The 24,155-nt window shown below is 57.4% G+C and carries 22 protein-coding genes; 12 read left to right on the plus strand and 10 right to left on the minus strand.

Features of this window, described 5'->3' with window-relative positions; all coding sequences use genetic code 11:
- The first annotated feature begins 19 nt into the window (after positions 1-19).
- The gene (locus tag H9Q10_RS11120) at positions 20-772 is read left to right on the plus strand and encodes a DUF4336 domain-containing protein (protein ID WP_197904048.1); all 753 of its coding nucleotides are present in this window, start codon (positions 20-22) and stop codon (positions 770-772) included.
- Between the two features lie 66 nt (positions 773-838).
- Positions 839-1,528 (plus strand): aspartate/glutamate racemase family protein, encoded by a 690-nt coding sequence (locus tag H9Q10_RS11125; protein ID WP_197904049.1) that lies wholly within the window; start codon positions 839-841, stop codon positions 1,526-1,528.
- A 220-nt stretch (positions 1,529-1,748) separates the two neighbouring features.
- On the opposite strand, the gene H9Q10_RS11130 is transcribed toward H9Q10_RS11125, so the two are convergent.
- The 6 genes from H9Q10_RS11130 to H9Q10_RS11155 all read right to left on the minus strand — a co-directional run bounded on the left by H9Q10_RS11130 (position 1,749) and on the right by H9Q10_RS11155 (position 10,141).
- Positions 1,749-2,597, minus strand: a complete 849-nt coding sequence (locus H9Q10_RS11130; RefSeq protein ID WP_197904050.1) for an RnfABCDGE type electron transport complex subunit B — start codon at positions 2,595-2,597, stop codon at positions 1,749-1,751.
- 360 nt (positions 2,598-2,957) lie between these two features.
- Entirely contained in the window at positions 2,958-4,091 is a 1,134-nt protein-coding gene (gene nrdB / locus H9Q10_RS11135) for a class Ia ribonucleoside-diphosphate reductase subunit beta (protein ID WP_197904096.1), read from the minus strand.
- Between the two features lie 95 nt (positions 4,092-4,186).
- Positions 4,187-5,044, minus strand: coding sequence for a DUF4393 domain-containing protein (locus H9Q10_RS11140; RefSeq protein ID WP_197904051.1), 858 nt, complete (start codon positions 5,042-5,044; stop codon positions 4,187-4,189).
- A 61-nt stretch (positions 5,045-5,105) separates the two neighbouring features.
- On the minus strand, positions 5,106-7,385 hold the full coding sequence (gene nrdA, locus H9Q10_RS11145) for a class 1a ribonucleoside-diphosphate reductase subunit alpha (protein WP_197904052.1): 2,280 nt from the start codon (positions 7,383-7,385) through the stop codon (positions 5,106-5,108).
- Positions 7,386-7,761: 376 nt separating this feature from the next.
- Positions 7,762-9,099: an NADP-specific glutamate dehydrogenase gene (gdhA, locus tag H9Q10_RS11150; RefSeq protein ID WP_197904053.1), complete on the minus strand. Its 1,338-nt coding sequence runs from the start codon at positions 9,097-9,099 to the stop codon at positions 7,762-7,764.
- A gap of 286 nt (positions 9,100-9,385) precedes the next feature.
- The gene (locus tag H9Q10_RS11155) at positions 9,386-10,141 is read right to left on the minus strand and encodes a TatD family hydrolase (protein ID WP_197904097.1); all 756 of its coding nucleotides are present in this window, start codon (positions 10,139-10,141) and stop codon (positions 9,386-9,388) included.
- A gap of 205 nt (positions 10,142-10,346) precedes the next feature.
- On the opposite strand from H9Q10_RS11155, the gene H9Q10_RS11160 reads away from it, so the two are divergent.
- Positions 10,347-11,432: a metallophosphoesterase gene (locus H9Q10_RS11160; protein WP_197904054.1), complete on the plus strand. Its 1,086-nt coding sequence runs from the start codon at positions 10,347-10,349 to the stop codon at positions 11,430-11,432.
- A gap of 174 nt (positions 11,433-11,606) precedes the next feature.
- Here the strand turns inward: H9Q10_RS11160 and H9Q10_RS11165 are convergent, their stop codons facing one another.
- Both H9Q10_RS11165 and lolA read right to left on the minus strand, forming a co-directional pair.
- On the minus strand, positions 11,607-12,326 hold the full coding sequence (locus tag H9Q10_RS11165) for a hypothetical protein (RefSeq protein WP_197904055.1): 720 nt from the start codon (positions 12,324-12,326) through the stop codon (positions 11,607-11,609).
- 127 nt (positions 12,327-12,453) lie between these two features.
- Positions 12,454-13,071 carry an outer membrane lipoprotein periplasmic chaperone LolA gene (gene lolA / locus H9Q10_RS11170; RefSeq protein ID WP_197904056.1) on the minus strand — a complete coding sequence of 206 codons (618 nt, stop codon included), beginning with the start codon at positions 13,069-13,071 and terminating at the stop codon, positions 12,454-12,456.
- Positions 13,072-13,333: 262 nt separating this feature from the next.
- Between lolA and H9Q10_RS11175 the strand changes: the two genes are divergently transcribed.
- The 5 genes from H9Q10_RS11175 to H9Q10_RS11195 all read left to right on the plus strand — a co-directional run bounded on the left by H9Q10_RS11175 (position 13,334) and on the right by H9Q10_RS11195 (position 16,870).
- Positions 13,334-13,981: an HAD family hydrolase gene (locus tag H9Q10_RS11175; protein ID WP_197904057.1), complete on the plus strand. Its 648-nt coding sequence runs from the start codon at positions 13,334-13,336 to the stop codon at positions 13,979-13,981.
- 156 nt (positions 13,982-14,137) lie between these two features.
- Positions 14,138-14,734 carry a hypothetical protein gene (locus tag H9Q10_RS11180; protein WP_197904058.1) on the plus strand — a complete coding sequence of 199 codons (597 nt, stop codon included), beginning with the start codon at positions 14,138-14,140 and terminating at the stop codon, positions 14,732-14,734.
- Between the two features lie 115 nt (positions 14,735-14,849).
- Positions 14,850-15,641, plus strand: a complete 792-nt coding sequence (locus tag H9Q10_RS11185; protein ID WP_197904059.1) for a competence/damage-inducible protein A — start codon at positions 14,850-14,852, stop codon at positions 15,639-15,641.
- A 111-nt stretch (positions 15,642-15,752) separates the two neighbouring features.
- Complete coding sequence (locus H9Q10_RS11190) at positions 15,753-16,271, plus strand: GbsR/MarR family transcriptional regulator (RefSeq protein WP_197904060.1); 519 nt, start codon at positions 15,753-15,755, stop codon at positions 16,269-16,271.
- A gap of 185 nt (positions 16,272-16,456) precedes the next feature.
- The gene (locus tag H9Q10_RS11195; RefSeq protein ID WP_197904061.1) at positions 16,457-16,870 is read left to right on the plus strand and encodes a DoxX-like family protein; all 414 of its coding nucleotides are present in this window, start codon (positions 16,457-16,459) and stop codon (positions 16,868-16,870) included.
- Between the two features lie 70 nt (positions 16,871-16,940).
- Here H9Q10_RS11195 and H9Q10_RS11200 read toward each other — a convergent pair whose 3' ends face one another.
- Positions 16,941-17,339 (minus strand): hypothetical protein, encoded by a 399-nt coding sequence (locus H9Q10_RS11200; protein WP_197904062.1) that lies wholly within the window; start codon positions 17,337-17,339, stop codon positions 16,941-16,943.
- A 145-nt stretch (positions 17,340-17,484) separates the two neighbouring features.
- Here H9Q10_RS11200 and H9Q10_RS11205 point away from each other — a divergent pair, with 145 nt between their 5' ends.
- The 3 genes from H9Q10_RS11205 to H9Q10_RS11215 all read left to right on the plus strand — a co-directional run bounded on the left by H9Q10_RS11205 (position 17,485) and on the right by H9Q10_RS11215 (position 20,416).
- The gene (locus H9Q10_RS11205; protein ID WP_197904063.1) at positions 17,485-17,967 is read left to right on the plus strand and encodes a DUF2269 family protein; all 483 of its coding nucleotides are present in this window, start codon (positions 17,485-17,487) and stop codon (positions 17,965-17,967) included.
- 39 nt (positions 17,968-18,006) lie between these two features.
- The gene (locus tag H9Q10_RS11210) at positions 18,007-19,413 is read left to right on the plus strand and encodes a Yip1 family protein (RefSeq protein WP_197904064.1); all 1,407 of its coding nucleotides are present in this window, start codon (positions 18,007-18,009) and stop codon (positions 19,411-19,413) included.
- 151 nt (positions 19,414-19,564) lie between these two features.
- Positions 19,565-20,416: an NAD-dependent epimerase/dehydratase family protein gene (locus tag H9Q10_RS11215; protein ID WP_197904065.1), complete on the plus strand. Its 852-nt coding sequence runs from the start codon at positions 19,565-19,567 to the stop codon at positions 20,414-20,416.
- Between the two features lie 302 nt (positions 20,417-20,718).
- Here H9Q10_RS11215 and glyA read toward each other — a convergent pair whose 3' ends face one another.
- Positions 20,719-21,969, minus strand: coding sequence for a serine hydroxymethyltransferase (gene glyA, locus H9Q10_RS11220; protein ID WP_197904066.1), 1,251 nt, complete (start codon positions 21,967-21,969; stop codon positions 20,719-20,721).
- 323 nt (positions 21,970-22,292) lie between these two features.
- On the opposite strand from glyA, the gene msbA reads away from it, so the two are divergent.
- Entirely contained in the window at positions 22,293-24,083 is a 1,791-nt protein-coding gene (msbA, locus tag H9Q10_RS11225; RefSeq protein ID WP_197904067.1) for a lipid A export permease/ATP-binding protein MsbA, read from the plus strand.
- Positions 24,084-24,155: the final 72 nt, after the last annotated feature.

Raw genomic sequence — 24,155 nt, forward strand, 5'->3', positions numbered from 1 at the left:
CATCCCATAAGGAAACCGCATGAGCGCCCCCATCTGCCTCTACCACCCGCTGCACACCCTCAAGCCCTTCGGCGAAAACATCTGGATTGCCGACGGCGGCATCGTCCGCATGGCCTTCCCGCTCGGCGTGCGCATCCCCTTCAGCACCCGCATGACCGTGGTGCGCCTCTCCGACGGCGGCCTGTGGTGCCACTCGCCCATCGAGCCTGCGCCCGAACTTTTGGCGCAAATCAACGCGCTGGGCGAAGTGCGCCACCTCGTGTCGCCCAACCGCATCCACTATGCCCACATCGCCGCCTGGAAAACGCACTACCCGCAAGCCGTAGCCTGGGCCAGCCTCGGCGTGCGCGAACGGGCAAAATCCCAGCACATCCCCGTCTCCTTCGATGCCGACCTAGGCAGCGCCGCCCCGCCGCAATGGGCGGCCGACATTGCGCAATTGCCCTTCCTCGGCAGCCGCGCCATGACCGAAACCGTTTTCTTCCACCGCGCCAGCCGCACGCTCATCCTGGCCGACCTCATCGAAAACTTCGAAGCAGACCGATTCCCCAGCCGATTTTGGGCGGGCGTGATGAAACTCGCCGGCCTTGCCGCGCCCAATGGCACAACCCCGCCCGACTGGCGCGCCACCTTCACCGACCGCGCCGCCGCCCGCCAAAGCCTCGCGCAAATGCTGGCCTGGCAGCCGAAAAAAATCATCCTCGCCCACGGCCGCTGCTGCGAAGCAAACGGCACGGCAGAGCTGCGCCGCGCGTTTGGGTGGTTGATATAATGCCGTGAGGCTACCTGAAAAGTCAGGCAAACCTACCGCCGTTTTACACCAAGCAAGGAATCCAGTATGCAAACCATCGGCATCATCGGCGGCATGAGCCCCGAAAGCACCGTGCTCTACTACCAAGCCATCAACCGCGAAACCAACCGCCGCCTGGGCGGCAACCGCAGCGCCAAAATCATCCTCGACAGCGTGGATTTCGAAGACATTGTGCGCCTGCAGGCCGCCGGCGATTGGGCGGCCGCCGGGCAATATCTGGCCGCCAGTGCGCGCAAACTGCAAGCCGCCGGTGCGGACTTCCTGCTGCTGACCACCAACACCATGCACAAAGTCACCCCGGCCATCAAACAGGCGGTGCGCATCCCGCTGCTGCATATTGTGGATGCCACCGCCGCCGTTATCAAACGGCAAGGCCTGCACACTGTCGGCCTGCTCGGCACCCGCTTCACCATGAGCGACGGCTTCTACACCGAGCGTATGGCGGCGCAGGGCGTGCGCTGCGTCGTGCCGGGCGCCGCCGAGCAGGATGAAATCCACCGCATTATTTTTGAGGAATTATGCCGCAACCAAATCCGCCCCGAATCGGCACGCTGTTTCCAAAGCGTTATCCGAGGCCTGCAGGGGCAGGGCGCGCAAGGCATCATCCTCGGCTGCACCGAAATCTGCCTGATTGTGCACGAGGCCGACACGCTGCTGCCGGTGTTCGACAGCACGGCGATTCATGCGCTGGCGGCGGTGGAGGCGGCATTGGGCTGATGGGCGGGAGTACGGGTTTGCCGCACGGAATGGCGGCTACCTGAAAACTCCGGCTTTTGCAGAGCAAAAACGGCAGCAGGTTGCAGAAAGGGTTTGCGGCAAGAAAAAAGCCCCGGCCGGGAAGGCTGGGGCTTTATGTTTGGGCAGGATGTTTTGACTATATGGAAGCCTGTGTTTCGGCTTCGCAGAGGCTGGCGTTTTCAGGTAGCCTGCGGCGGGTTTAGCTTGGGGATTGGGCTTCTTCTTCGGCTTTGCGCTGGCGCAGATAGTCGCGGGCGGCGGCTTTTTCGGCTTCGTTGCCGTAGCGGAGGTTTTTGAGGGCGCGGCGGTAGGCGGCTTGCTGTTGGGCGGCGGCGATTTCTTGGCGGCGGAAGTTTTCGCGGTTGGCAGGCACGGCGCGTTGGCTTTGTTGGGCTTGGGCGCTGGCCATGGCGCGGGCGATGAGGTCGGCGGGGTTGAAGGCGGGTTTGGCCGGGCCGGCGGTTGGGGAGGGGCTTGGTGCGGCGGCTTGGGCGGCTGCGGCGCGTTCGGCGAGGTGTGCTTGGCGTTCGGCGGCGAGGCGCTGCTGGCGGTGGATGCGCTGTTGGTGGCGCTGTTTGGCGTGGTCGGCGGCGGCACGGCGGGGGTCGGCGCTTTGGGCGGCGGCACCGGCACGGGGCAGGAAGGGGTCGGCCACGGGGCGCATGTCGATGCAGTCCACGGGGCAGGGCGGCAGGCAGAGCCCGCAGCCGGTGCATTCGTCTGCCAGCACGGTGTGCATGAGTTTGGAGGCGCCGAGAATGGCGTCGACGGGGCAGGCTTTGATGCAGGCGGTGCAGCCGATGCAGGCGGCTTCGTCGATATGGGCGAGGGCTTTTGCGTCGGCTTTTTCGGGCTGGGCGAGGGGTAGGGGCGGGGTGTGCAGCAGGGCGGCGAGCTCGTGCATCACGATTTCGCCGCCGGGCGGGCAGAGGTTGATGGGGGCTTCTCGGCGCGCCATGGCTTGGGCGTAGGGGGCGCAGCCGTCGTAGCCGCATTGGCGGCATTGGGTTTGCGGCAGCAGGGCTTCGATTTGGCTGGCGGTGGGCATGGCGGGCGGGGAGGAAGGGAAGGGCGGAAGGGCGGGATTTTAGCATGCGGACGTGGCGGGATGCTGTTTGGGTTTTGCTTGGCCGCCGCGTGCCTTGTTTGCTTTAATTTTGTTCGGGCTACCTGAAAAGTTCTGGGGCGGGTGGTGGGAAGTAATAAAGGTTGATTGTTGATTGATTTTCTTTGGGAATAGGTTTCAGGTAGCCTTTGAAGGCTACCTGAAAAATGGGTGACTTTGAAACTGAAGCCGGCCTGTGGCGTACCGCCTTATCCAGCGGGAAAGGGATGGTTTGCAGCCGGAATTTGAGGCTACCTGAAAAGTTCGGCAGGATTTTTCAGGTAGCCTCGGATGCCCGGCGGGCTACAGCTCGAAATCGCCCAAATCTTCGGCATTGACTTCGGCGTCGATCTGGCCGATGAGGTAGGAGGAGATTTCCACTTCCTGCGGGGCAACCTGTACGTTGTCGGAGGAGAGCCAGGCGTTGATCCAAGGGATCGGGTTTTGCGCGGAGGCGGGGAAGGCGGGCTGGAGGCCGACGGCCTGCATGCGCAGGTTGGTAATATATTCAACGTATTGGCAGAGGATGTCTTTGTTTAGGCCGATCATGGAGCCGTCTTTAAACAGGTATTCGGCCCATTCTTTTTCCTGCAGGGCGGCTTTTTTAAACAGCTCGAAGCAGTCTTGCTCTAGTTCGGCGGCGATTTCGGCCATTTCGGGGTCGTCGGCGCCGGCACGCATCAGGTTGAGCATATGCTGGGTGCTGGTGAGGTGCAGGGCTTCATCGCGGGCAATTAGCTTGATGATTTTGGCGTTGCCTTCCATCAGCTCGCGCTCGGCAAAGGCAAACGAACAGGCGAAGGAAACATAAAAACGGATGGCTTCGAGTACATTGACGCACATCAGGCAGAGGTAGAGCTTTTTCTTAAGCTCGCGCAGGTTGACCACGATGGTTTTGCCGTTTACGCGGTGTTCGCCTTCGCCCAAGAGATTGTAATATTGGGTATATTCGATCAAATCATCGTAATAGCAGGCGATGTCTTCCGCGCGGGCGATGATGTATTCGTTCTGTACGATGTCGTCGAACACGATGGAGGGGTCGTTGACGATATTGCGGATGATGTGGGTATAGCTGCGCGAATGGATGGTTTCGCTGAAGCTCCACGTTTCAATCCAAGTTTCCAGCTCGGGAATGGACACCAAGGGCAGCAAAGCCACGTTTGGACTGCGGCCTTGGATGGAGTCGAGCAGGGTCTGATATTTTAAGTTGCTGATGAAAATATGCTTTTCGTGTTCGGGCAGATTCGCATAGTCGATACGGTCGCGCGACACGTCGATTTCTTCCGGCCGCCAGAAAAACGACAGTTGTTTTTCAATCAGTTTTTCAAATACTTCGTATTTCTGCTGGTCGTAGCGGGCAACGTTTACCGGCTGACCGAAAAACATCGGCTCTTTGAGCGCGTCGTTTTGGGTTTTGGAAAAGGTGCTGTAGGACATGACTAGGTGTTCGCAGGACATGGCGGGTCTCTTTAAGTTAGAATCTATTAAATTATTACTTAATAAATTTAAAATTTAGAATCTATTGCGTAAATTTATTCACAACAAATATTAACAAATGTTTTACCAAGAGATGTCAATTTACATGTTCCTTTTCTTAATATTACGCTTCTTTCTTTTAAACAATCCTCAATAAAGTCAGAAGAATATCCAATAGATAATGCTAATTCTTCTTTTGACATAATCTGTAATTGTTTCTGTATAGAATTTTTTAATTCATTGATTTGATTATATTTACTTAAATAAAAATATAGATTTGTAGTATAAAATTCTCCATATTTTTCATCCATTGTATATTTTCGTGTTAAATCCACTTGAATCAAACCAAGATGTGCTAAATTGTCCAAAGATATAGAGTTTTTCTTAATATTCTCTTCTCCAAATGCTAAACATATTACATCACTAAGAGTTAAATCTCCATCAAGATACGTCATATAATATTCGCCAACGGCTATTTCGTTCAAATTTTCTTTGATAAATTTAAGTAATCTAGCATCATGTGAAGAAAGTGATTTCAGTTTTTCAACAAACCCATTATGGATAATTTCATTATTTCTATTATCAAATGAAGAAGCTACTAATTTTGCAAACATTTTTCTTAGTTCATTTTCTTCTAAATAATACTGAGCAGCCTCCATTGCTGGACCTAAGATACTCATCTTGGGTTCTTGAATATTTTCAGCAGGGATATCTTCTAATTCTCTATTAATTTTTCTCGAAAAATCTTCTATTTCAGTTCTTCTTTTAATTTCTTGTTTTTCAAGCCAATTATCAATAGTTCCAAAAACCTGCTTCCAGATTAAATTAAATGTGTGTGCAGGGGCTTCAGCCCCTTTTGTTATCAAGGTAGTGGCACCTGCCGTTATCACAGAAGTAATAATTGTGGCATCCATAATATCTATATCCAATTTTTTTATAAAGGTTTAAATATTTTCAAAATAGTCGTCAATATGTTTAAATCTTACAAGCCCCGCCTGCACATCCATCATCCTGAATATCCGTCTGGGTATCGTCCGCACCGTCACGAGTGTTGTGGTAATACAGGGTTTTGACGCCGTATTTGTAGGCGGTCAGCAGGTCTTTGAGCATTTGTTTCATGGAAACTTTATTGCCTTCGAACTTGCCCGGGTCGTAGGCAGTGTTGGCGGAAATGGATTGGTCGACAAATTTCTGCATGACGCCGACCAGTTTCAGGTAGCCGTCGTTGCCCGGAAGCTGCCACAGGGTTTCGTAGGCGTCTTTCAGTCTTTCAAATTCGGGGACGACCTGTTTCAGGATGCCATCTTTCGATGCTTTGACCGTCACCAGACCGCGTGGAGGCTCGATGCCGTTGGTGGCATTGGCGATTTGCGAGCTGGTTTCAGACGGCATGAGTGCGGTCAGCGTAGAATTGCGCAGGCCGTATTTGACGATGTCGGTGCGCAGGCTCTCCCAGTCGCACAACAGCGGTTCGCTGCACACGGCGTCCAAGTCTTTTTTGTAGGTATCGATGGGCAGTTTGCCTTGCGAATACACAGTTTCCTTGAAAAGCGGACACGCGCCGTATTCTTTGGCGAGGTTCACGGACGCTTTGAGCAGATAATACTGCATGGCTTCAAAGGTGCGGTGGGTTAAACCCAATGCGGAACCGTCGCTGTAACGCACGCCGTTTTTCGCCAAATAGTAGGCGTAGTTGATGACGCCGATGCCGAGGGTGCGTCGGTTCATGGTGGCGGTGCGGGCGGCTTCGACCGGATAGTCTTGATAATCCAGCAGGGCATCGAGTGCGCGCACGGTCAAATCGGCGAGTTCTTCCAATTCGTCCAAATTGTTTAATGCGCCCAAGTTGAAAGCGGACAATGTACACAAGGCGATTTCGCCGTTCGGATCGTTGATGTTGTCCAGCGGTTTGGTCGGCAGGGCGATTTCCATACACAGATTGGACTGATGTACGGGCGCGACGCGCGGGTCAAACGGGCTGTGGGTATTGCAGTGATCGACGTTTTGGATATAGATACGCCCTGTTCCGGCGCGCTCCTGCATGAGCGTGGAGAACAAATCGGTGGCCGACAAAGTGCGTTTGCGGATGTTCGGATCTTGCTCGTATTTCGTGTAAAGACGCTCGAACTCGTCTTGATCGGCAAAGAATGCGTCGTACAAGCCGGGGACTTCATTGGGCGAGAACAAGGTGATGTTGCCGCCTTTAATCAGACGGGTATAGAGCAGGCGGTTGATTTGCACGCCGTAATCCAACTGACGGATACGGTTGTCTTCGACGCCCCGGTTGTTTTTCAGCACCAGCAGGCTTTCGGCTTCGATGTGCCACAAGGGATAGAACAAAGTCGCCGCGCCGCCGCGCACACCGCCTTGCGAGCAGGATTTGACCGCCGCTTGGAACATTTTGAAGAACGGGATGCAGCCGGTGTGTTGCGCTTCGCCGCCGCGTATTTCACTGCCCAAGCCGCGGATGCGTCCGGCGTTGATACCGATGCCCGCGCGTTGGGAAACGTATTTCACAATCGCGCTGGTCGTCGCATTGATGGAATCCAGACTGTCGTCGCATTCGATCAATACGCAGCTTGAGAACTGACGCGTCGGCGTACGTACACCGCTCATAATCGGGGTCGGCAGCGATACTTTGAACGTAGAAACGGCATCGTAAAAGCGTTTGACGTAGTCCAGACGCGTTTCTTTCGGATATTTGCTGAAGAGGCACATCGCCACCAAAACGTATAAAAACTGCGGCGTTTCATAAATCTGGCGGGTAACGCGGTTCTGCACCAGATATTTGCCCTCAAGCTGCTTCACGGCCGCATAGGAAAAAGTCATGTCGCGGCTGTGGTCGATATAGGCATCCAGCTCGTCGAATTCTTCGCGGCTGTAATCCTCGATGATGTGGCGGTCGTATTTGCCCGCGTCGGTCAGTTTTTTAACATGGTCGTACAGGTGCGGCGGCTCGAACTCGCCATAGGCGATTTTGCGCAGGTGGAAAATCGCCAGACGCGCGGCGAGATACTGATAGTCGGGCGTATCTTGGGAAATCAGGTCGGCGGCGGCTTTGATGATGGTTTCGTGGATGTCGTCGGTACGGATGCCGTTGTAAAACTGGATGTGCGATTTGAGTTCGACCTGCGATACGGAAACATTGCTCAAACCTTGGGCGGCCCAGGTAACCACGCGGTGGATTTTATCCAGGTTGATCGGTTCCAAGCGGCCGTCGCGCTTGGTGACTTTGAGATTAACGGTATCGTTCATTTTCCCATCCTGATTTCGAGTGACAACACAAGATAATGTGTTCGGTGAGTGAAACTCGCACAATATAATGTATTTTGGCGGCAAAAAAAAGATTGCGGAATGTAAGGCTTTGTGGCAGGGCGGTGTATGGGTGGGCGTATGGATTTCTAAACCAATCACTTATGCCAAATAAAAATAATTTCTATTGAAACTGCTGGAGTGATTGCTTGAGTGGGGAATGCAACGGTGCAGGGAGGCTACCTGAAAAAGGCTACCTGAAAACTGCGCTACCATTTTTCAGGTAGCCTCCTTTGGCCGGCGATAAAACAACGCTGCTTCCGAGGGGGAAGCAGCGTTGCGGTTTGCGGCAGCGGTAAGCGCCGGCCGCAGCTTGGGTTTACACCACGCCTTGGGCCAGCATGGCGTCGGCCACTTTCTTGAAGCCGGCGATGTTGGCGCCGTTCACGTAGTTGGTGTAGCCGTTTTCCGTGCCGTTGGCCACGCAGTTTTCGTGGATGTTGCCCATGATGTCAAACAGGCGGCTGTCCACTTCTTCGCTGCTCCAAGAGAGGCGGATGGCGTTCTGGCTCATTTCGAGGCCGGAAGTGGCCACGCCGCCGGCGTTGCTGGCTTTGCCCGGGGCGTAGAGGATTTTCGCGTCGGTGAAGGCTTTAACCGCATCCAGGGTAGAGGGCATGTTGGCGCCTTCGGCCACGCAGATGCAGCCGTTTTTCAGCAGGGCTTGGGCTTCTTCGCCGTTGAGCTCGTTTTGGGTGGCGCAGGGCAGGGCCACATCGCAGGGCACGTGCCACGGGCGTTTGCCTTCGTGGTATTCCAGGCCTTGCTCTTTGGCATACACGGAGAGGCGTTCGCGGCGCACGTTTTTCAGCTCGCTCAAGGCCTGCCATTGGGCTTCGGTCATGCCGCTGTCGGCAAATTTCACGAAGCCGCCGGAATCAGACACGGTTTGCACTTTGGCGCCCAGTTGCAGGGCTTTTTGGGCAGCGTATTGGGCCACGTTGCCGGAGCCGGAGATGACCACGCGTTTGCCTTGGATGCTGTCGTTGCGGGTTTTCAGCATGTTTTCGGTGAAATACACGGTGCCGTAGCCGGTGGCTTCGGGGCGGATCAGGCTGCCGCCGTAGCTGAGGCCTTTGCCGGTGAGCACGGAGGCGAATTCGTTGCGTACGCGTTTGTATTGGCCGTAGAGGTAGCCGATTTCGCGCGCGCCCACGCCGATATCGCCGGCGGGCACGTCCAAGTCGGCGCCGATGTGGCGGGCGAGCTCGGTCATGAAGGCTTGGCAGAAACGCATCACTTCGCCGTCGCTCTTGCCTTTGGGATCGAAGTCGGAGCCGCCTTTGCCGCCGCCCATGGGCAGGGTGGTGAGGCCGTTTTTAAATACCTGCTCAAAGGCCAGGAATTTGAGCACGCCCAGGTTTACGGTGGGGTGGAAGCGCAGGCCGCCTTTGTAGGGGCCGATGGCGGAGTTCATCTGCACGCGGTAGCCGCGGTTTACCTGCACCTGGCCTTGGTCGTCTACCCAGGAGATGCGGAACAGGATCACGCGCTCGGGCTCAACCAGGCGGCCGAGCAGGTTGTGTTTGGTGTATTGGGGATTTTTGGAGAGGAACGGGGCAAGGCTGCCGAAAACTTCTTCTACGGCTTGATGGAAGGTGGCTTGTTCGGGATCGCGCTGTTTGATTTGTTGGAACAGGGTATTCAGGTCGCTCATGGGGCACTCCTTGATGTTGGGTTAAGCAGACAGGGGAAGGCTGGATCACTTTCGGGCAGATTATTGAGCCCGCGCAGAAAACGGATAATCATGCTGAAAAGCCGCCTGCGTGCGCGGCATTCTACCCCATTTGCCCTGTTTTCGGTAGGACGGTGCAAGTGAATGAACCGGCTTGGCTTGCGGTTGCGGGAAAATGGAGCGGCAAAGAGATAGCGGCGGGTGTCGGGCTTAGGATAATAATGAAATAATTGGGGAAAAACGGATTGGTAGGGCATGGCACAAGCGATCAGAATGCCAGCAAACGGCCGATATTGCGCTCGGTGGCGGCGGCCACTTCCTGCCAGCTTATGCCGCGCAGCGCGGCCACGGTTTCGGCCACGCGCCGCACGTTGGCGGGGGTGTTTTCCGTTTCGCCGGCGGGAACCATAAAGGGGCTGTCGGTTTCCAGCACGAGGTGTTCTAAGGGAAGCTGTGCGGCGGCGGTGCGCACTTTGCGGGCGTTGGGATTGAGCGCCAGCGTGCCGATGCCGATGAACAGGCCGCAGCCGATTAAGGCGTGTGCTTCTTCGAGGCTACCTGAAAAACCGTGGGCGATGCCGCCGCAGTGAAAGCTGGTTTGCTTGAGCGCGGCCACGGTGTCGGCGGCGGCGCGCACGTGGTGCAAGATGACGGGGCGGCGGTATTGCTTGGCGAGCTCAAGCTGGGCGAGCAGGGCAGTTTGCTGCGCGGCGCGGGTTTGTTTGCGTTCGCCGTAGTAGTCCAGCCCGATTTCGCCTGCCAGCAGTTTGGGATGGGTTTGCAGCAGGGCGGCGCTTTGGTCGAGCAGTTGGGATGAAAATTGTTCGGCAAACCAGGGGTGCAGGCCGATGGCGCCGTAGCATTCGGGCGGGCGGTGCAGGCGGCAGACGCTGTCGAAATCGCCTGCGTGCGCGGCGGGGACGATAAAACGCTTCACCCCCTCGGCGCGGGCGTTGCTGAGGATTTCAGGTAGCCTGCCGGCGAGGGCGGGGTCGGCGAGGTGGCAATGGCTGTCGGTGAGCATGGAGGGAGTATAGCGCAAAAAGGATTGGGTTTTCAGGTGGCCTATGGCAGGCAGGGAGGCTACCTGAAAATATAGGCACCAACCAGGTGAGCCGGATTTTTTGCAGCTGAGGCGCGGCATACCGCCGCCCGTGCTAAACGGCGGTTTACATTTGCCTGCGCTACAATCCGCGCCCTTTTCAGTTAATGCAAACGGACGGAATTTTATGTGGTGGGTGTTGGCGCTGGTGGTGTTGGTGATGCAGCTGTTTGGCTGGCTGTTTGGGCGCGGGCTGATTTGGCTGCTGGATGGCTACCTGAAAAAGGGCGGGCGGCGCGTGGTGTGGCTGCTGGTGTTTGGCGTGGGCAACGGGTTGTTTGCGCTGTCTTTCCTGCGCGTGTGGCCGCTGCTGTTCCGGCTCATTTCGCTGTGGATGGTGGTGTTGCTGTACGGCGTGCTCACCATGCTGGCGGTGTGGCTTCTGGGGCGGCTGCTGCGGCTGAAGTGGCCGCCGGAGCGCACGGCGCGGCTGCGGCGGGTGGCGGCCGTGCTGTTGTTTGGCGGGCTGTTTGCCCTCTCGTTGTATAACGCCTACACGCCGGTGGTGCGGCATTATTCTGTGCGGATTAACAAGCCTTTGGGCAGGCCGGTGCGTATCGGCATGGCCAGCGACCTGCATTTGGGCGTGCTGTTCGGCAGCCGGCAGATCGACGAGCTGGTGCGCATCATGCAGCGCGAGCGGGTGGACATCATCCTGTTGCCCGGCGACCTGATGGACGACGACACCGAGGCCTACCGCCTGGAAAATATGCAGCCGCATTTGCAGCGCCTGCGCGCGCCCTTGGGCGTGTATGCCACGCTGGGCAACCATGATTTGTTCGGCCATCAGGCGGAGATTGCCGCCGCGCTGCAAGAGGCGGGGATTACCGTGCTGCACGACAGCGCGGTGCTGGTGGATCAGCGCTTTTGGGTGGTCGGCCGGCCGGACGAGATGGACACGCAGCGCGCGGATACCGCCGATTTGCTGGCCCAAACCGACACTGCCCAGCCCGTGTTCCTGCTCGACCACCGCCCCACTTCCATCGCGCAGCACGAAAAATTGCCGATTGATATCCAAATGTCCGGCCATGTGCACAATGGGCAGATTTTCCCTGCCAACCTCTTGGTGAAGCTGCTCAACGATTTGGCCTACGGCTACGAGGCGCGCGGGCAGGGGCATTATTTCGTTACCTCCGGCTACGGCTTCTGGGGCGTGCCGCTGCGGCTGGGCTCGCAATCGGAGGTGGTGGTGATTGATGTGGCGGGGGAGTAGGGCTGGGTTGATGATGAAAGTGAAGAGGCTACCTGAAAAAGTTAGGCAGATTGGGCATTGATGCTTGGTTGGCGGCAGAGGAAACGAGGCAAGAGAAATTTTTCAGGTAGCCTTTTGCCGGATAGATGGGCTACCTGAAAAAAAGTGGGGCGAATTTGGTGGAAATGAGATGGGCTAGCCCTGCTGATTAGGAAAGTGCAATAATTTCCGACGCTCCGGATGTACCCAGCTTTCAAACACACAGGCCCTCCCTCTGTAAAAATCGGGATTGAATAAGTCGATACCGAAATGGCTGCAATAGCGCTCCACCATTTCCGGAGTCAGCCGGTCTTTGATGCGCCGGGCTTGGTATTGTTCAAATTCCTCAAATGGGAGGGGATCACCCCTTTCTTCAAACTCCCAGCGGCTTTCATGATGTGCCGCAATATAACGGTAGGGAAATTGATTGCGCCAGCCTGTCCCTGTTGCAGAAAGCACTTTTTCTGGCCGTGTACCATCTTCATAAAGAAACTGTGTCGAACCCGGTTTAATTTGAGGAATATCCCGTACCAAGGTTACGGCTATCTCGCGCACTCCTAATTTCTCACATAAATAAGGAGGATCCGCATTAAGGTCTGTACCATTGGGACTATTATTAACATAAACGCACCAATTAGACTGGGTTTCGGAAACCATCACTTTGGATCGGTTGAGTGGCAGCAGGCTATTCAATCGCTCCTCCCATGTGCCCCCGATATCAATTTTTCTAGTGGGGGTAGGATATTCATTAACTATATCCCGCTTACGTTCCCACTGCACGATAAAATCAACCAGCTCGGCATAGGGAACCTCGAGAAAAGCTAAGGTAGTTGTAGTCGGTGCATAGCGGTGGAGAAAGAATTCAGGGTCGCGCATGGAGGGGCTTCCGGAAGGTGGCAGATGGGCGGATGTTAAGCTATGCCGTTTGGCGGTGCAATAAGGCTACCTGAAAACCGTTGGCGGGTTTTCAGGTAGCCTTTGCTATGCCGATGCTGAACGGGGCTTATTGGGTGAGCACGTCCACACCTTGCGGGGGGGTGAAGCGGAATTGGCTGCGGGAGAGGTTGGGCTTGGTGTCCAGGCCGTTGAATTTGATGGTTGTTTGGTTGCCGAAGCTGTCTTTCAGGCGCATTTCGGCGAGGTTGTCGCCTTTGAAGCCGAGGCGGATGTATTGGTAGCCGGCGTTAGAGCGCTTGGGGGTGGCCAATACGTAGTCGATGCCGTTTGCCGAGCCGTCTTCTTTGAGGGTGTAGCTGGCGGTGAGGGCGTCTTTGTTGGAGAGGATGGCGGCGGGGCTGTCGCCGATGGCTTGGTTTTGCGCGGTTTTGGTGATTTGGGCGAGGTCGATGTCGTAGAGCCAGATGTGGCTGCCGTCGCCTACGATGGTTTGCTTGTAGGGGCTGGTGTATTCCCATTTGAAGAGGCCGGGGCGCAAAATGCTGAAGCGGCCTTGGGCGCTGCGGGTGCGGTTGCGGCTTTGCACGCTTTGGCTGAAGCTGCCGCTGATGCCGTCGGTGTCGGCGTTGAATTTTTGCAGGGCTTCGATGCCGCCGGCTTGGGCGGTGCCGATGATGAGGGCGAAGAGGGCTGCGGCGGCGAGGCGGAAGGGTTTGCGGGGCATGGGGTTTCCTTTGCTGGTGTGAAAGGGGATGCGGCGCATTGTACCAGCTTGGGCGCGGCGGGGTAGGGCGGGGAGAAGTGTAAAGACGGCACAACGGCGGGGTTTTGCCGAAAAGGCAAGGAATTAGGCGGCTTCCGGCAGCGGTTTTTTAACCGGATTTTATTCCTGCGTTATAATTCGGAGCTGCGGTAAAGATATTTTCAGGTAGCCTGCGTGCGTGGTGAGGCTACCTGAAAACTGGTTTGCTCATTTTGGAGGCTTTATGATTCAAGCGGTATTGTTTGATTTAGACGGCACGCTGGCCGATACGGCGCTGGATTTGGGCGGCGCGCTCAACCGCCTGCTGGCCAAAAACGGCCTGCCCGCCGTGCCGATGGCGCAGATCCGGCCGGTGGCCAGCCACGGCGCGAACTATTTGATTAAGCTGGGCACCGGTATCGAAAAGGGCCACCCCGACCACCCGCGCTGGCGGCAGGAATACCTGGCCGAATACGGCCGCTGCTTTCATGAAGAAACCGTGTTGTTTGAAGGTATCAACCCCATGATCGAGCAGCTTGCCGGCCGCCGTATTGCTTGGGGCATCATCACCAACAAGCCGCATGTGTTCACCAGCCGCCTGGTGCCCGAGCTGGGCTTTGCCGTTCCGCCTGCCGTGGTGGTGAGCGGCGACACCTGCGCCGAATCCAAGCCCAGCACGCTGCCGATGCACTATGCCTGCCGCCAAATCGGCATTGCGCCCGAGCGCTGCCTGTATGTGGGCGATGCCGAGCGCGATATGGTGGCCGGCAAAAACGCGGGTATGCGCACGGCGCTGGCCAACTGGGGCTACATCGCCGAAAGCGACCCGGTGCACAAATGGCCGGTCGATGCGCGGCTGGATGCGCCCGGGCAGATTTTAGATTTGCTGTAAGCATTTATAGCGAATCAAATTGGCTTTCGATACCAGGCAGCGAGCCGCCGACAGTACAGAGGAGTACGGCAAGGCGAGCTAACGCCGTAGCGAAAGTTAAGTTGGTTCGCTATATTTAAGCGGTTTCACCCTTCCCTTGATAATAGAGAACGTCTGATGAAGAAAATCAAATTATTGCTGCCCATTTGCGCCGCCTTGGCTTTGAGCGGCTGCTTTATGTCGCAGAAATCGCAAATCGTGCGCCGCGATGTGCCGTATAACGCGCAAAACCAGGCGCGCCTGCGCATCTACGGCCAATACGGCCGCGACGTGGTGCGCATGATTCCGAACAGCACCTGCGAGCAATGGGCGGAAAAACAAGGCCGGCGCCGCCACACCCGCTTTACCGGCGGGCTGCCGCGCCGCATCCGCAACCTTTCCGTGGGTATCCCTGCCACCCAGCGCAGCAACACGGTAAACGAAGACACCGGCGTGGTGTTCCGCGAATCGTATAAAGAATTCGTGGTGCCCGCCGGCAAAGCGCTGGTGCTCGACGGCGCGTTTTCCACTGAAACGCTCGGCCGCGTGGATCGCTGCCGACTGGCCGCCAGCCTCACCCCGCAGCCCGGCAAGGACTACGAAGTGCAATATTCGCGCGGCGGCAACAGCTGCGATGTGGCCGTGGTAGAAATCCTGCCGCAGTCCAACGGCGCAGTGCACCCCACCCGCCCCGCGCCCATCCAATACTGCCCCATGCCGGGCACCAGCTATTAAAGGAAAAGGCTACCTGAAAAATAGCGGATTGGTTTTCAGGTAGCCTGTTATCCCTAGAGGCTACCTGAAAAAGGGAACACCAAATTTCAGGTAGCCTGCACACCAAAGGAATCACATGACCTTCTCCCTTATCGTCGTCGGCGACGAAATCCTGCACGGCAGCCGGCAAGACAAACACTTCGCCTTTTTCAAACAGCTGCTCAAAGAACGCGGCCTGCTGCTCGATTCCGTGCAATACCTGCCCGACAGCCGCCCCATCCTCGCCAGCCGCCTGCGCCAAAGCTTCGCCGAAGGCCGGCCCACCTTCATCACCGGCGGCATCGGCAGCACCCCCGACGACCACACCCGCCAAGCCGCCGCCGAAGCCCTCGGCCTGTCGCTCGAGCTGCACCCTCAGGCCGCCGCCAATATCGAAGCCGTCTCCCGCAAACACGGCGACAGCCCCGACAGCCCCGGCCACCACATCCGCCTGCGCATGGCCGAATTCCCCCAAGGCAGCAGCCTCATCCCCAACCCCTACAACAACATCGCCGGCTTCTCCATCCGCGAGCACTACTTCCTGCCCGGCTTCCCCGTGATGGCGCAGCCCATGGCCGCCTGGGTGCTCGACCACTACTACGCCCACCTCCAGCACCAAACCGAACGCCGCAGCATCAGCGCCTGGGTCGATTTACCCGAATCCCGCGTCAGCGCCCTGATGGCCGACATCGAGCAACGTTATCCCGGCATCCGAAGCTTCAGCCTGCCCGCCACCCCCGGCACCGAACGCCGCTACCGCCTGCTGTTCGGCCTCAAAGCCGAAGGCAAAGCCTGCGCACAGCTCGACCAAGCCTGGCGCGAAGCTGAAGCCCAACTGAAAGAGCAGGGCGCCACACAGATTGAATGGGCCGCCGAAGACGAAGCCTAAGCTTGGAAAGATTTTCAGGTAGCCTGCATACGGCAAACAGGCTACCTGAAAAATTATTTCATAATTTCTGTATTGACAGAAATAAAAGATACGCCTAAACTCTGCACCATCATGAAACTGAATCCCACCACCGAAAAATTCATCCTGCATTGGGGCGAAATGGGCTCCAAATGGGGCGTGAACCGCAGCGTGGCGCAAATCCACGCGCTTCTCTACATCATCGGGCGGCCGATGAACGCCGAGGAAATCTGCGAAACGCTCAATATGGCGCGCTCCAATGTTTCCAACAGCATCAAAGAATTGCAAGGCATGCTCCTGGTGCACACCGTGCACATCATGGGCGACAGGCGCGACCATTTCGCCACTTCCGACGATGTGTGGACGCTGTTTCGCACCATCGCCGAAGTGCGCATACAGCGCGAAATCGAGCCCACGCGGCAGTTTCTGCAGGCGCTCATCGACAGCCCGGAATTCGCTCAGGAAAACGAAGGCGCACAGCAGAAAATCCGCCAAACCCACGACTTTATCGACACACTCACGGTGTGGGCCAACGAGATGCTGAAGCTTTCTGCCGGCACGATGGTGAAAATCCTGAAGCTGGGCGCGGGAATACAGAAGTTTTTCCGTTGAGGCACCGCCGAATGCGGGCGGGGTGGCGGCCGCCTGAGAATGTGGGTTGGTTTTCAGGCGGCCTGCGCGGGGTTGAATGTTTGTGGGAACCATCATGCGGAATAGCCCGCAAAATTTTTAAATTTATATTTCTGTTTAGACAGAAATTTAGGAAATATAAATAACTTTTGAAAGGCTACCTGAAAATGAAAAACGTGCCGCAAAAGCCGTCTGTGCCGGCCTATCTGCCGTATTCGCTGGGGGTGTTGTGGCTGTGGAGCGGGATTCAGCCGCTGTGTTGTGCGGCGGGGGAATCGTTGGCGCTGTTGCGCAGGGTGGGGCTGCCGGAGGGCTGGCTGTGGCCGGTGTTTGCGGGGGCGGCGCTGCTGGATGTGTGCTTCGGGTTGCTGTGTTTCGGCTATGGTGGGTTGGGGCGGGCTTGGCGCGCTCGGCTGTGGTTGGCGCAGCTGGCGGCGGTGGCGGGTTATTCGCTGATTGTGGCGCTACGGCTGCCGGAAATGTGGGCGCATCCGTTTGCGCCGCTGGTGAAGAATGTGCCGGTGTTGGCAGTATTGTGGATGTTGATCAAAGAGGAAAAGGGTCAGGCTGCGGCCGAATGACTGAGCACCGAACGGTTAAATTACGTGCTTTGGCGATAGTGTTTCAGGTAGCCTGAAATGGGGCAGCTGGTTAAGCAGTCGGCATGAATTCGCCGACATGCCATCCGCCCAACAAGGCCAGCAACAGGGCGCAATAATGGATGGAACGCGGCGGATAGGGCGGAAGTAGCAGACGGACGGTGCTGAACGCGAGCAGCAATATGTGTCCGATATATAAGTAGGGAAAGGCGGAAAACCATAAATGCCAATTGCGGTAGCCGTGTTCGCTGCCTACATTGCCCTGCACGAAGGGAGTGGCGCCTTGTGCGACAAACAGCCAGCTGAACAGCAGCAGGGTTATGCCGAAAAAGACGAGGGCGAAATAGTCCAAATATCGGGCATCAGACGCTGCAGGATGCCGGATGGCGGCATAGGCAAAGGCGGCATAAGCGGCAATCCAGGCGAAATAGACAAGATAGGCGGCGGGCATGGGGTTGGTATGTAATCTGAAAATATCGCGGCAAGAATAACTTGAAAGCGTGGTACGCGGCAAGACGCGCGATACGCTGAAACCAAAGGCAAATTGAATTTTTGCAGGCTGCCTGAAAAGACATATTCAAACGGAAGTAATAAAAATGAACACTTATTTAATCGTGAAAACCTTGCATATTATTTCAGCCACGCTGATGGTGGGCACGGGCTTCGGCACGGCGTTTTACCTGTTTTGGGCGAACCGCTCAGGCTCGGTGGCGGCGCAGGCGGTGGTGTCGAAGTGGGTGATGAAGGCGGATTGGTGGTTCACCACGCCGGCGGTGGTTTTCCAGCCGCTTTCGGGATTGTGGATGCTGCATCATTTGGGCATGCCGCTCACTTGGGGCGGGGCTTGGCTGTGGGTAAAGTGGACGCTGGCGCTGTATGCGCTGGCGGGGGCTTGCTGGTTGCCGGTGGTGTGGCTGCAAATCAAGATGGCGCGGCAGGCGGCAGCGGCTTGGGCGGCGGGCTCGGACACGCTGCCGGAAAGCTACAAGCGCTATCAGTTTTGGTGGGAGCTGCTGGGCTATCCGGCCTTCTGTGCGACGGTGGTGATGTATTTTCTGATGGTGCTGAAGCCGATGTAGGGGCTACCTGAAAAATATGGAAACCGATCGGAGGAAACGATGAATACCAAAAAACGGCTGATTGCCCTCTCCCTTGCCTTGTATATCCTTTCCCTGTCCCTGCCTGCGGTGGGCGGGCAGATCGGCTTGGCCATCATGTATGCCAGCATTGCTTTCGGCTGGCTGGGGATGTCGGTGGGCATGTTGCCTGCGCTGGCGGGTTATGCCAATTTGTTTTATTGGTGGGCGGCTGTGCAACTGCTGCGGGGCAAAGAGCCGATGGTTGTCTCGTGGTTTTGCATGGTGTTTGCCTGCTTCTCCCTGCTGATACCGTTGATGCCTGTGTTGATGATGGGGCACGAGTTTGCCTCAGTCGGCTGGGGCGCGCTGTTGTGGTTTGCCGCGTTGTGGCTGATGCGCTTGGCGGCCATCACGGAAAACTCCCCCGAAGCCCTGCGCCGCGCCTGCAAAAAATGGGCGAAAGTATCCGCCGTGATTATCTTTTCCCTGTTCGCCTTCGGCCGCTGGCAATACTATGCCGCCAATACCCAGCAGCAAGGACAATATTTCCCCGTCGGCACCGTGTTCGCCTTTATGCTGCCCTCGTCGCTGCCTTATATCGAGCCGCCGCAATCCCTGCCCGCGCCCGATAACGGCACCGCAGAATGGTTGGGCGGGCTGGAGATTTCTGATGACAACCGCCTGACTTTCGTTTCAGGTAGCCTCAAAGAATATCACCCGCCCAAACGCTTCATCTACCAGGGCTACCTGATACAGGAATACTTCCACGAAGACGGCATCCTCTCCATCACCCCCGCCGAAAAGCCCGCCGATTACCGCTACGGTTACCGCCCCGCCAAAGCAGGCGAGCAGGGCGAACAAATCCAATTTATCCAAAAAGCAAGCGGCCAAACCCTGTGGCAGGCGCCGGTGAAACGCATGGAATTCGGGCAATACCCCGATTATGGCAAAACCATCCAGCGCCTGTGGCAGACACCCAAACACAACGATATCTCCGCCGCATTTGACGCGAACCCCGCGCAAACCTTTGCCGAAGCCTGCCCCATCGAGCCATACAGCGCCCCGTTCAAACTGCACGAACCGCTGCAAATCGACGGCAAAATCTATTCCGACAAATACCGCAGTCCGCTTGCCCAAAGCCGCATCCTGTGCAACGACACGTACATCCTCTGGCTCAACGCCCCCGCATACCGCGATTACGACGACAGCGTTGAATTGAGCGCCGTGCTCATCCGCCGCCGCGATATGCTGCCGGTGGAGAAATACCGCACCACTCGATACCCGGAGGGGATAAACCACGCCGCGCTCAAACAGGCCGCCGCCCAACCGCAAGCCTGGCTTGCCGGCATCCGCCGCATGGAAACCCGCCGCCGCGCAGATGGTTACACCCTGCAAGAGAGCGAGCTGGTGATAGAGGGCGGCAACGGCGAATGGGTACTGCGATAATTTTCAGGTAGCCTCCAGCCCGCTAAAGGCTACCTGAAAACGATGTCTTGCGAAGTAAGGCTGAGTTTCTGCGAAGCTAAAGCGCCAGCTTCAACGCAGTGTGCCAATGTCTTGCGAAGCTAAAAATAAAATCAAGGTTCATCAATCTATTATGAACATCCTCCTCTTCGGCGGCAGTGGCTTTATCGGCCGGCGTGCTGCATATTTCCTACGCCAGCGCGGCCATACTGTGCACACCCCGCCCCGCCACGATTTCAACTATCTGCACCCAAGCGAGGCCGCCGCCCGCCGCCTGATGCGCGGCTGCGATGCCGTGTTCAACTGCACCGGCGTGATGAGCCGCCGCGCCGAGGTGTTGGAAACCATCCATTGCCGCACACCCGCGTTGTTGGCACGGCTGGCGGCGCAGGCAGGCGTGCGGCATTGGGTGCAGCTTTCCGCGCTCGGCGCCCATCCGGCGCACGCCGTGGCTTTCGTGGGCAGCAAAGGGCGCGGCGACGAAGCCGTGTGCCGCATCGGCGGCGCGGGCGGGATGCGCGTGCTGGTTGCCTGCCCCTCGCTGGTGTATGGGCGCGGCGGCGCGAGCTGCGAACTGTTTATCTGCCTCGCCCTCCTGCCCGTGCTCCCCCTGCCCGGCGGAGGCCGTTTTGAGATACAACCCGTGCATGCGGCCGATGTGGCGCATGGGCTGGCGGAATTGCCCGGCAGCAGCCTGCCGCACGGTGCGGTGGTGAACATGGCGGGCAGCCGAGCGTTTACCCTGGCTACCTACCTCGCCATCCTGCGCCAAACCCTGTTTCGCCGGCCGCCGCCGCGCATCCTGCCAATCCCGCTGCCGCTGATCCGCCCCGTGCTGCCGCTGGCCAATCTGTTCAGCAACGGCATGATTAGCGCGGGCAGTTTGGCCCTGCTGCAACAAGGCGCTTGTGCCAGTAGCCAACCCTTCGCCGAGCTGCTCGGGCGGCAGCCGCTGGCGGCGGAGGAGTTTGCAGCGCATGAATAATAGTTTGGCCGGCAGGAAGGCGTTGTGTCTGTTTTCGGGCGGCGCCAATCCATTTTCAGGTAGCCTGCTTGAGGCTGCCTGAAAATGGGGAAGGGATGTTTGCTGATTTAATAGATTGAAAAAAATTGGATTTTGTATTTTCAGGTAGCCTGATGTGGCTACCTGAAAATTATTTGGCTTGGTGGGGAAGATGTTTTGCTGTGCCGAGGCTGGATTTTCAGGTAGCCTCAATTGTGCGGGCGTAAAGGTGGCGAGAAAAAAGCCGGCTGTTTCCAGCCGGCTTGGTGTTGCCTAACTCATCCTTATGCGCCATACACCGGATATTTGTCGCACAGGACTTTCACTTCTTTGGCCACGCGCGCCAAATTGGCTTCGTCTTCCGGTTTTTCCAGTACGTCTGCCACCAGGTTGGCGAGCTTGCGGGCGTCGGCTTCTTTGAAGCCGCGCGTGGTGATGGCGGCACTGCCCACGCGGATGCCGGAGGTGACGAAGGGTTTTTCCGGGTCGTTGGGGATGGCGTTTTTGTTGATGGTGATCATGGCTTTGCCCAGCGCGGCTTCGGCGGCTTTGCCGGTGATGTGTTTCGGGCGCAGGTCTACCAGGAATACATGGCTTTCGGTGCGGCCGGACACGATGCGCAGGCCGCGTTTTACCAATTCTTCCGCCATGGCTTTGGCGTTGATTTTCACCTGTTTGGCGTATTCTTTAAACTCGGGCGCGAGGGCTTCTTTGAAGGCCACGGCTTTGGCGGCAATCACGTGCATCAGTGGGCCGCCTTGCAGGCTGGGGAAAATAGCGGAGTTGAGCGCTTTTTCGTGGGTGGTGTCGCGGCACAGGATCACGCCGCCGCGCGGGCCGCGCAGGGTTTTGTGGGTGGTGGTGGTCACGAAGTCGGCATAGGGCACGGGGCTGGGGTATTCGCCGGCGGCAATCAGGCCGGCGTAGTGTGCCATATCCACAAAGAGGTAGGCGCCCACTTTGTCGGCGATTTCGCGGAAGCGCGCCCAGTCGATTTCCAAGGCGTAGGCGGAGGCACCGGCCACAATCATTTTGGGCTTGTGTTCGAGGGCGAGGCGTTCCACTTCGGCGTAGTCGAGCACTTCGTTTTCGTCGAGGCCGTAGGTGACGGCGTTATAGAGCTTGCCGGAAATGTTTACGGAGGCGCCGTGGGTGAGGTGGCCGCCGTGGGCAAGGCTCATGCCGAGGATGGTGTCGCCGGGTTTGAGCACGGAGGTGTACACGGCTTGGTTGGCCTGGGAGCCGGAGTGTGGCTGCACGTTGGCATAGGCAGCGCCGAAGAGTTTTTTCACACGGTCGAGGGCGAGCTGTTCGGCCACGTCGACGTGTTCGCAGCCGCCGTAGTAGCGCTTGCCGGGGTAGCCTTCGGCGTATTTGTTGGTGAGCTGGCTGCCTTGCGCCTCCATCACGGCGCAGCTGACGTAGTTTTCGGAAGCAATCAGCTCCACATGGTCTTGCTGGCGCGCTTCTTCGGCGGCGATGGCGGCGGCCAGTTCGGGATCGTATTGTTTGATGGTTACGCTCTTGGAAAACATGCTGGGCTCCTTAACTTGAAAACGATTGAACAAAGATTGAAACGGAAATCGCCTGCCGGCATGCGGCGCGGCTGAAACAAACTGGCCGGTATTGTAGCTCAAATTACTGTTTTTTGCTGGCTTAAAGCCCCGATCGGCGGGGAATGAGGCTACCTGAAAAGCGGAGTATTGCGGTAAATCAAAAGTTAATCGTTGGCGGGCCGCCGGGATTTTTCAGGTAGCCTTTTGCGGGGAAGGGCAAATCGGGTAAAGCTGCCAGCGGCCGCATTGTTGGGCACCGGATTTTGTTTTACAATTCGGCACTTTCACCAGCAGGGATAAGCATGTCCTCTCCTTCTACGCAAAGCAGTTGGGTGCTCTACCGCCGCCTGTTCGGCTACCTGAAAAACTATCTGCGGATTTTTTCTTTGGCCGTGCTCGGCATGATTGTGGTGGCGGCCACGGGGCCGATTTTCGCCTGGCTGCTCAAACCGCTGATTAACGAAGGCTTTGTGGAGAAAAACCTGGCCGCTATGCGCTGGGTGCCGCTGGCAATCATCGGGCTGTTCATCATCCGCGGCATTTTCAACTTCATCAACGAATACAGCACCAGCTATCTTTCCGGCCACCTGGTGCAGCAAATCCGCCGCGAAATGTTTGCCAAAATGCTCAGCCTGCCCGCCGGCTATTACAGCAAACACGGCAGCGGGCGGATTATGTCGCGCATCATGAACGATGCCAGCCAGATTACCGAAGCCGGCTTTAATGTGGTAACGGTTACCGCGAAAGACGGCATCACCGTGGTGGGCTTGCTGTTTTTCCTGCTGTATCTGGATTGGCAGCTCACCATCATCACACTTGTGATGATTCCCGTGCTGGCCTGGTGCGTGCGGCAGGTGAGCAAGCGCCTGCGCCAGCTCTCGCGCGAAAGCCAGCAGTATGCCGGGCAGATGACGCAGGTGCTGGGCGAAAGCATCACCGGCGAGCGCGTGATTAAAGTGTACGGCGGGCAGGAACACGAGAAAAACCGTTTCGACGAAACCGCCATCAACGTGCGCCGCAACGGCGTGAAGCAAACCGCCGCCAACTCCTTCAGCACGGCAATCACCCAGCTGATGATCGCCACCGCCCTGGCCGCCATCCTCTATTTGGCCGCCGCCCGCGCCGCTTCCGATTCCTTCAGTGCCGGCGATTTTATGTCTTTCCTTTCCGCCATGCTGATGATGTTCGACCCCATCAAGCGCATGACCGGCATTTCCTCATCGCTGCAACGCGGCCTGGCCGCCGCCGAGAGCGTGTTCGGCTTTTTAGACGAGCCCACCGAGCCGGACAACGGCAAAGAAACCCTCAGCGCCAACACCGGCGACATCGAGCTGCTGAACGTCACCCACTGCTACGAAGACGCCGCCCGCAACAGCTTGGACAACATCAGCCTGCGCATTCCCAACGGCAGCGTGGTGGCGCTGGTGGGCGCCTCCGGCTGCGGCAAAACCACACTGGCCAACCTGCTGCCGCGCTTCTACGACCCCATCGCCGGCGAAGTGCGCATCGGCGGGCGCGACATCCGCGAATACAGCATGGCCTCCCTGCGCGAACAGATGGCACTGGTGAGCCAAGACGTGGTGCTGTTCAACGGCACCGTGGCCGATAATATCGCCTACGGCCGTTTCGATGCCGATCCCGCCGCCATCGAAGCCGCCGCCAAAGCAGCCAATGCCTGGGAATTCATTTCCGCCATGCCGCAAGGCCTACAAACCGAAATCGGCCAAAACGGCCTCAAACTTTCCGGCGGCCAGCGCCAGCGCATCGCCATTGCCCGCGCCCTGCTGAAAAACGTGCCCATCCTGATTTTGGATGAAGCCACCAGCGCGCTCGACACCAAATCCGAACGCCTGGTGCAATCCGCGCTCGACAAACTCATGCAGCAGCGCACCACCTTGGTGGTGGCGCACCGCCTCTCCACCATCGAGCAGGCCGACAACATCGTGGTGATGCACGAAGGCCGCATCATGGAGCAGGGCAAACACGCCGAATTGCTGGCGCGCGGCGGGCGTTATGCTGACCTATATCGCATGCAGTTCCACGAACAGCAGGAACAGGCACAGTTGGCGGAAGAAATGGCCGGCCAGGTTTAGCCGGCACAACCGGAACAAAAGCAGCATGGGCGCTCCGTGCTGCTTTTTTGTTTGCCCGGGCGGGACAATGCA

Source organism: Eikenella glucosivorans (assembly GCF_016025525.2).
In the GTDB taxonomy this organism is placed as follows: domain Bacteria; phylum Pseudomonadota; class Gammaproteobacteria; order Burkholderiales; family Neisseriaceae; genus Eikenella; species Eikenella glucosivorans.

Coding starts and splice junctions, on each gene's coding strand:
- H9Q10_RS11175 (WP_197904057.1), top strand. CDS start 13,334: ATGATTCAAGCGGTATTGTTTGATTTAGACGGCACGCTGGCCGATACG.
- H9Q10_RS11120 (WP_197904048.1), top strand. CDS start 20: ATGAGCGCCCCCATCTGCCTCTACCACCCGCTGCACACCCTCAAGCCC.
- H9Q10_RS11185 (WP_197904059.1), top strand. CDS start 14,850: ATGACCTTCTCCCTTATCGTCGTCGGCGACGAAATCCTGCACGGCAGC.
- nrdB (WP_197904096.1), bottom strand. CDS start 4,091: ATGTCCTACAGCACCTTTTCCAAAACCCAAAACGACGCGCTCAAAGAG.
- H9Q10_RS11160 (WP_197904054.1), top strand. CDS start 10,347: ATGTGGTGGGTGTTGGCGCTGGTGGTGTTGGTGATGCAGCTGTTTGGC.
- H9Q10_RS11205 (WP_197904063.1), top strand. CDS start 17,485: ATGAACACTTATTTAATCGTGAAAACCTTGCATATTATTTCAGCCACG.
- gdhA (WP_197904053.1), bottom strand. CDS start 9,099: ATGAGCGACCTGAATACCCTGTTCCAACAAATCAAACAGCGCGATCCC.
- H9Q10_RS11190 (WP_197904060.1), top strand. CDS start 15,753: ATGAAACTGAATCCCACCACCGAAAAATTCATCCTGCATTGGGGCGAA.
- nrdA (WP_197904052.1), bottom strand. CDS start 7,385: ATGAACGATACCGTTAATCTCAAAGTCACCAAGCGCGACGGCCGCTTG.
- H9Q10_RS11200 (WP_197904062.1), bottom strand. CDS start 17,339: ATGCCCGCCGCCTATCTTGTCTATTTCGCCTGGATTGCCGCTTATGCC.
- H9Q10_RS11180 (WP_197904058.1), top strand. CDS start 14,138: ATGAAGAAAATCAAATTATTGCTGCCCATTTGCGCCGCCTTGGCTTTG.
- H9Q10_RS11125 (WP_197904049.1), top strand. CDS start 839: ATGCAAACCATCGGCATCATCGGCGGCATGAGCCCCGAAAGCACCGTG.
- H9Q10_RS11130 (WP_197904050.1), bottom strand. CDS start 2,597: ATGCCCACCGCCAGCCAAATCGAAGCCCTGCTGCCGCAAACCCAATGC.
- H9Q10_RS11155 (WP_197904097.1), bottom strand. CDS start 10,141: ATGCTCACCGACAGCCATTGCCACCTCGCCGACCCCGCCCTCGCCGGC.
- lolA (WP_197904056.1), bottom strand. CDS start 13,071: ATGCCCCGCAAACCCTTCCGCCTCGCCGCCGCAGCCCTCTTCGCCCTC.
- H9Q10_RS11140 (WP_197904051.1), bottom strand. CDS start 5,044: ATGGATGCCACAATTATTACTTCTGTGATAACGGCAGGTGCCACTACC.
- H9Q10_RS11165 (WP_197904055.1), bottom strand. CDS start 12,326: ATGCGCGACCCTGAATTCTTTCTCCACCGCTATGCACCGACTACAACT.
- H9Q10_RS11215 (WP_197904065.1), top strand. CDS start 19,565: ATGAACATCCTCCTCTTCGGCGGCAGTGGCTTTATCGGCCGGCGTGCT.
- H9Q10_RS11195 (WP_197904061.1), top strand. CDS start 16,457: ATGAAAAACGTGCCGCAAAAGCCGTCTGTGCCGGCCTATCTGCCGTAT.
- msbA (WP_197904067.1), top strand. CDS start 22,293: ATGTCCTCTCCTTCTACGCAAAGCAGTTGGGTGCTCTACCGCCGCCTG.
- H9Q10_RS11210 (WP_197904064.1), top strand. CDS start 18,007: ATGAATACCAAAAAACGGCTGATTGCCCTCTCCCTTGCCTTGTATATC.
- glyA (WP_197904066.1), bottom strand. CDS start 21,969: ATGTTTTCCAAGAGCGTAACCATCAAACAATACGATCCCGAACTGGCC.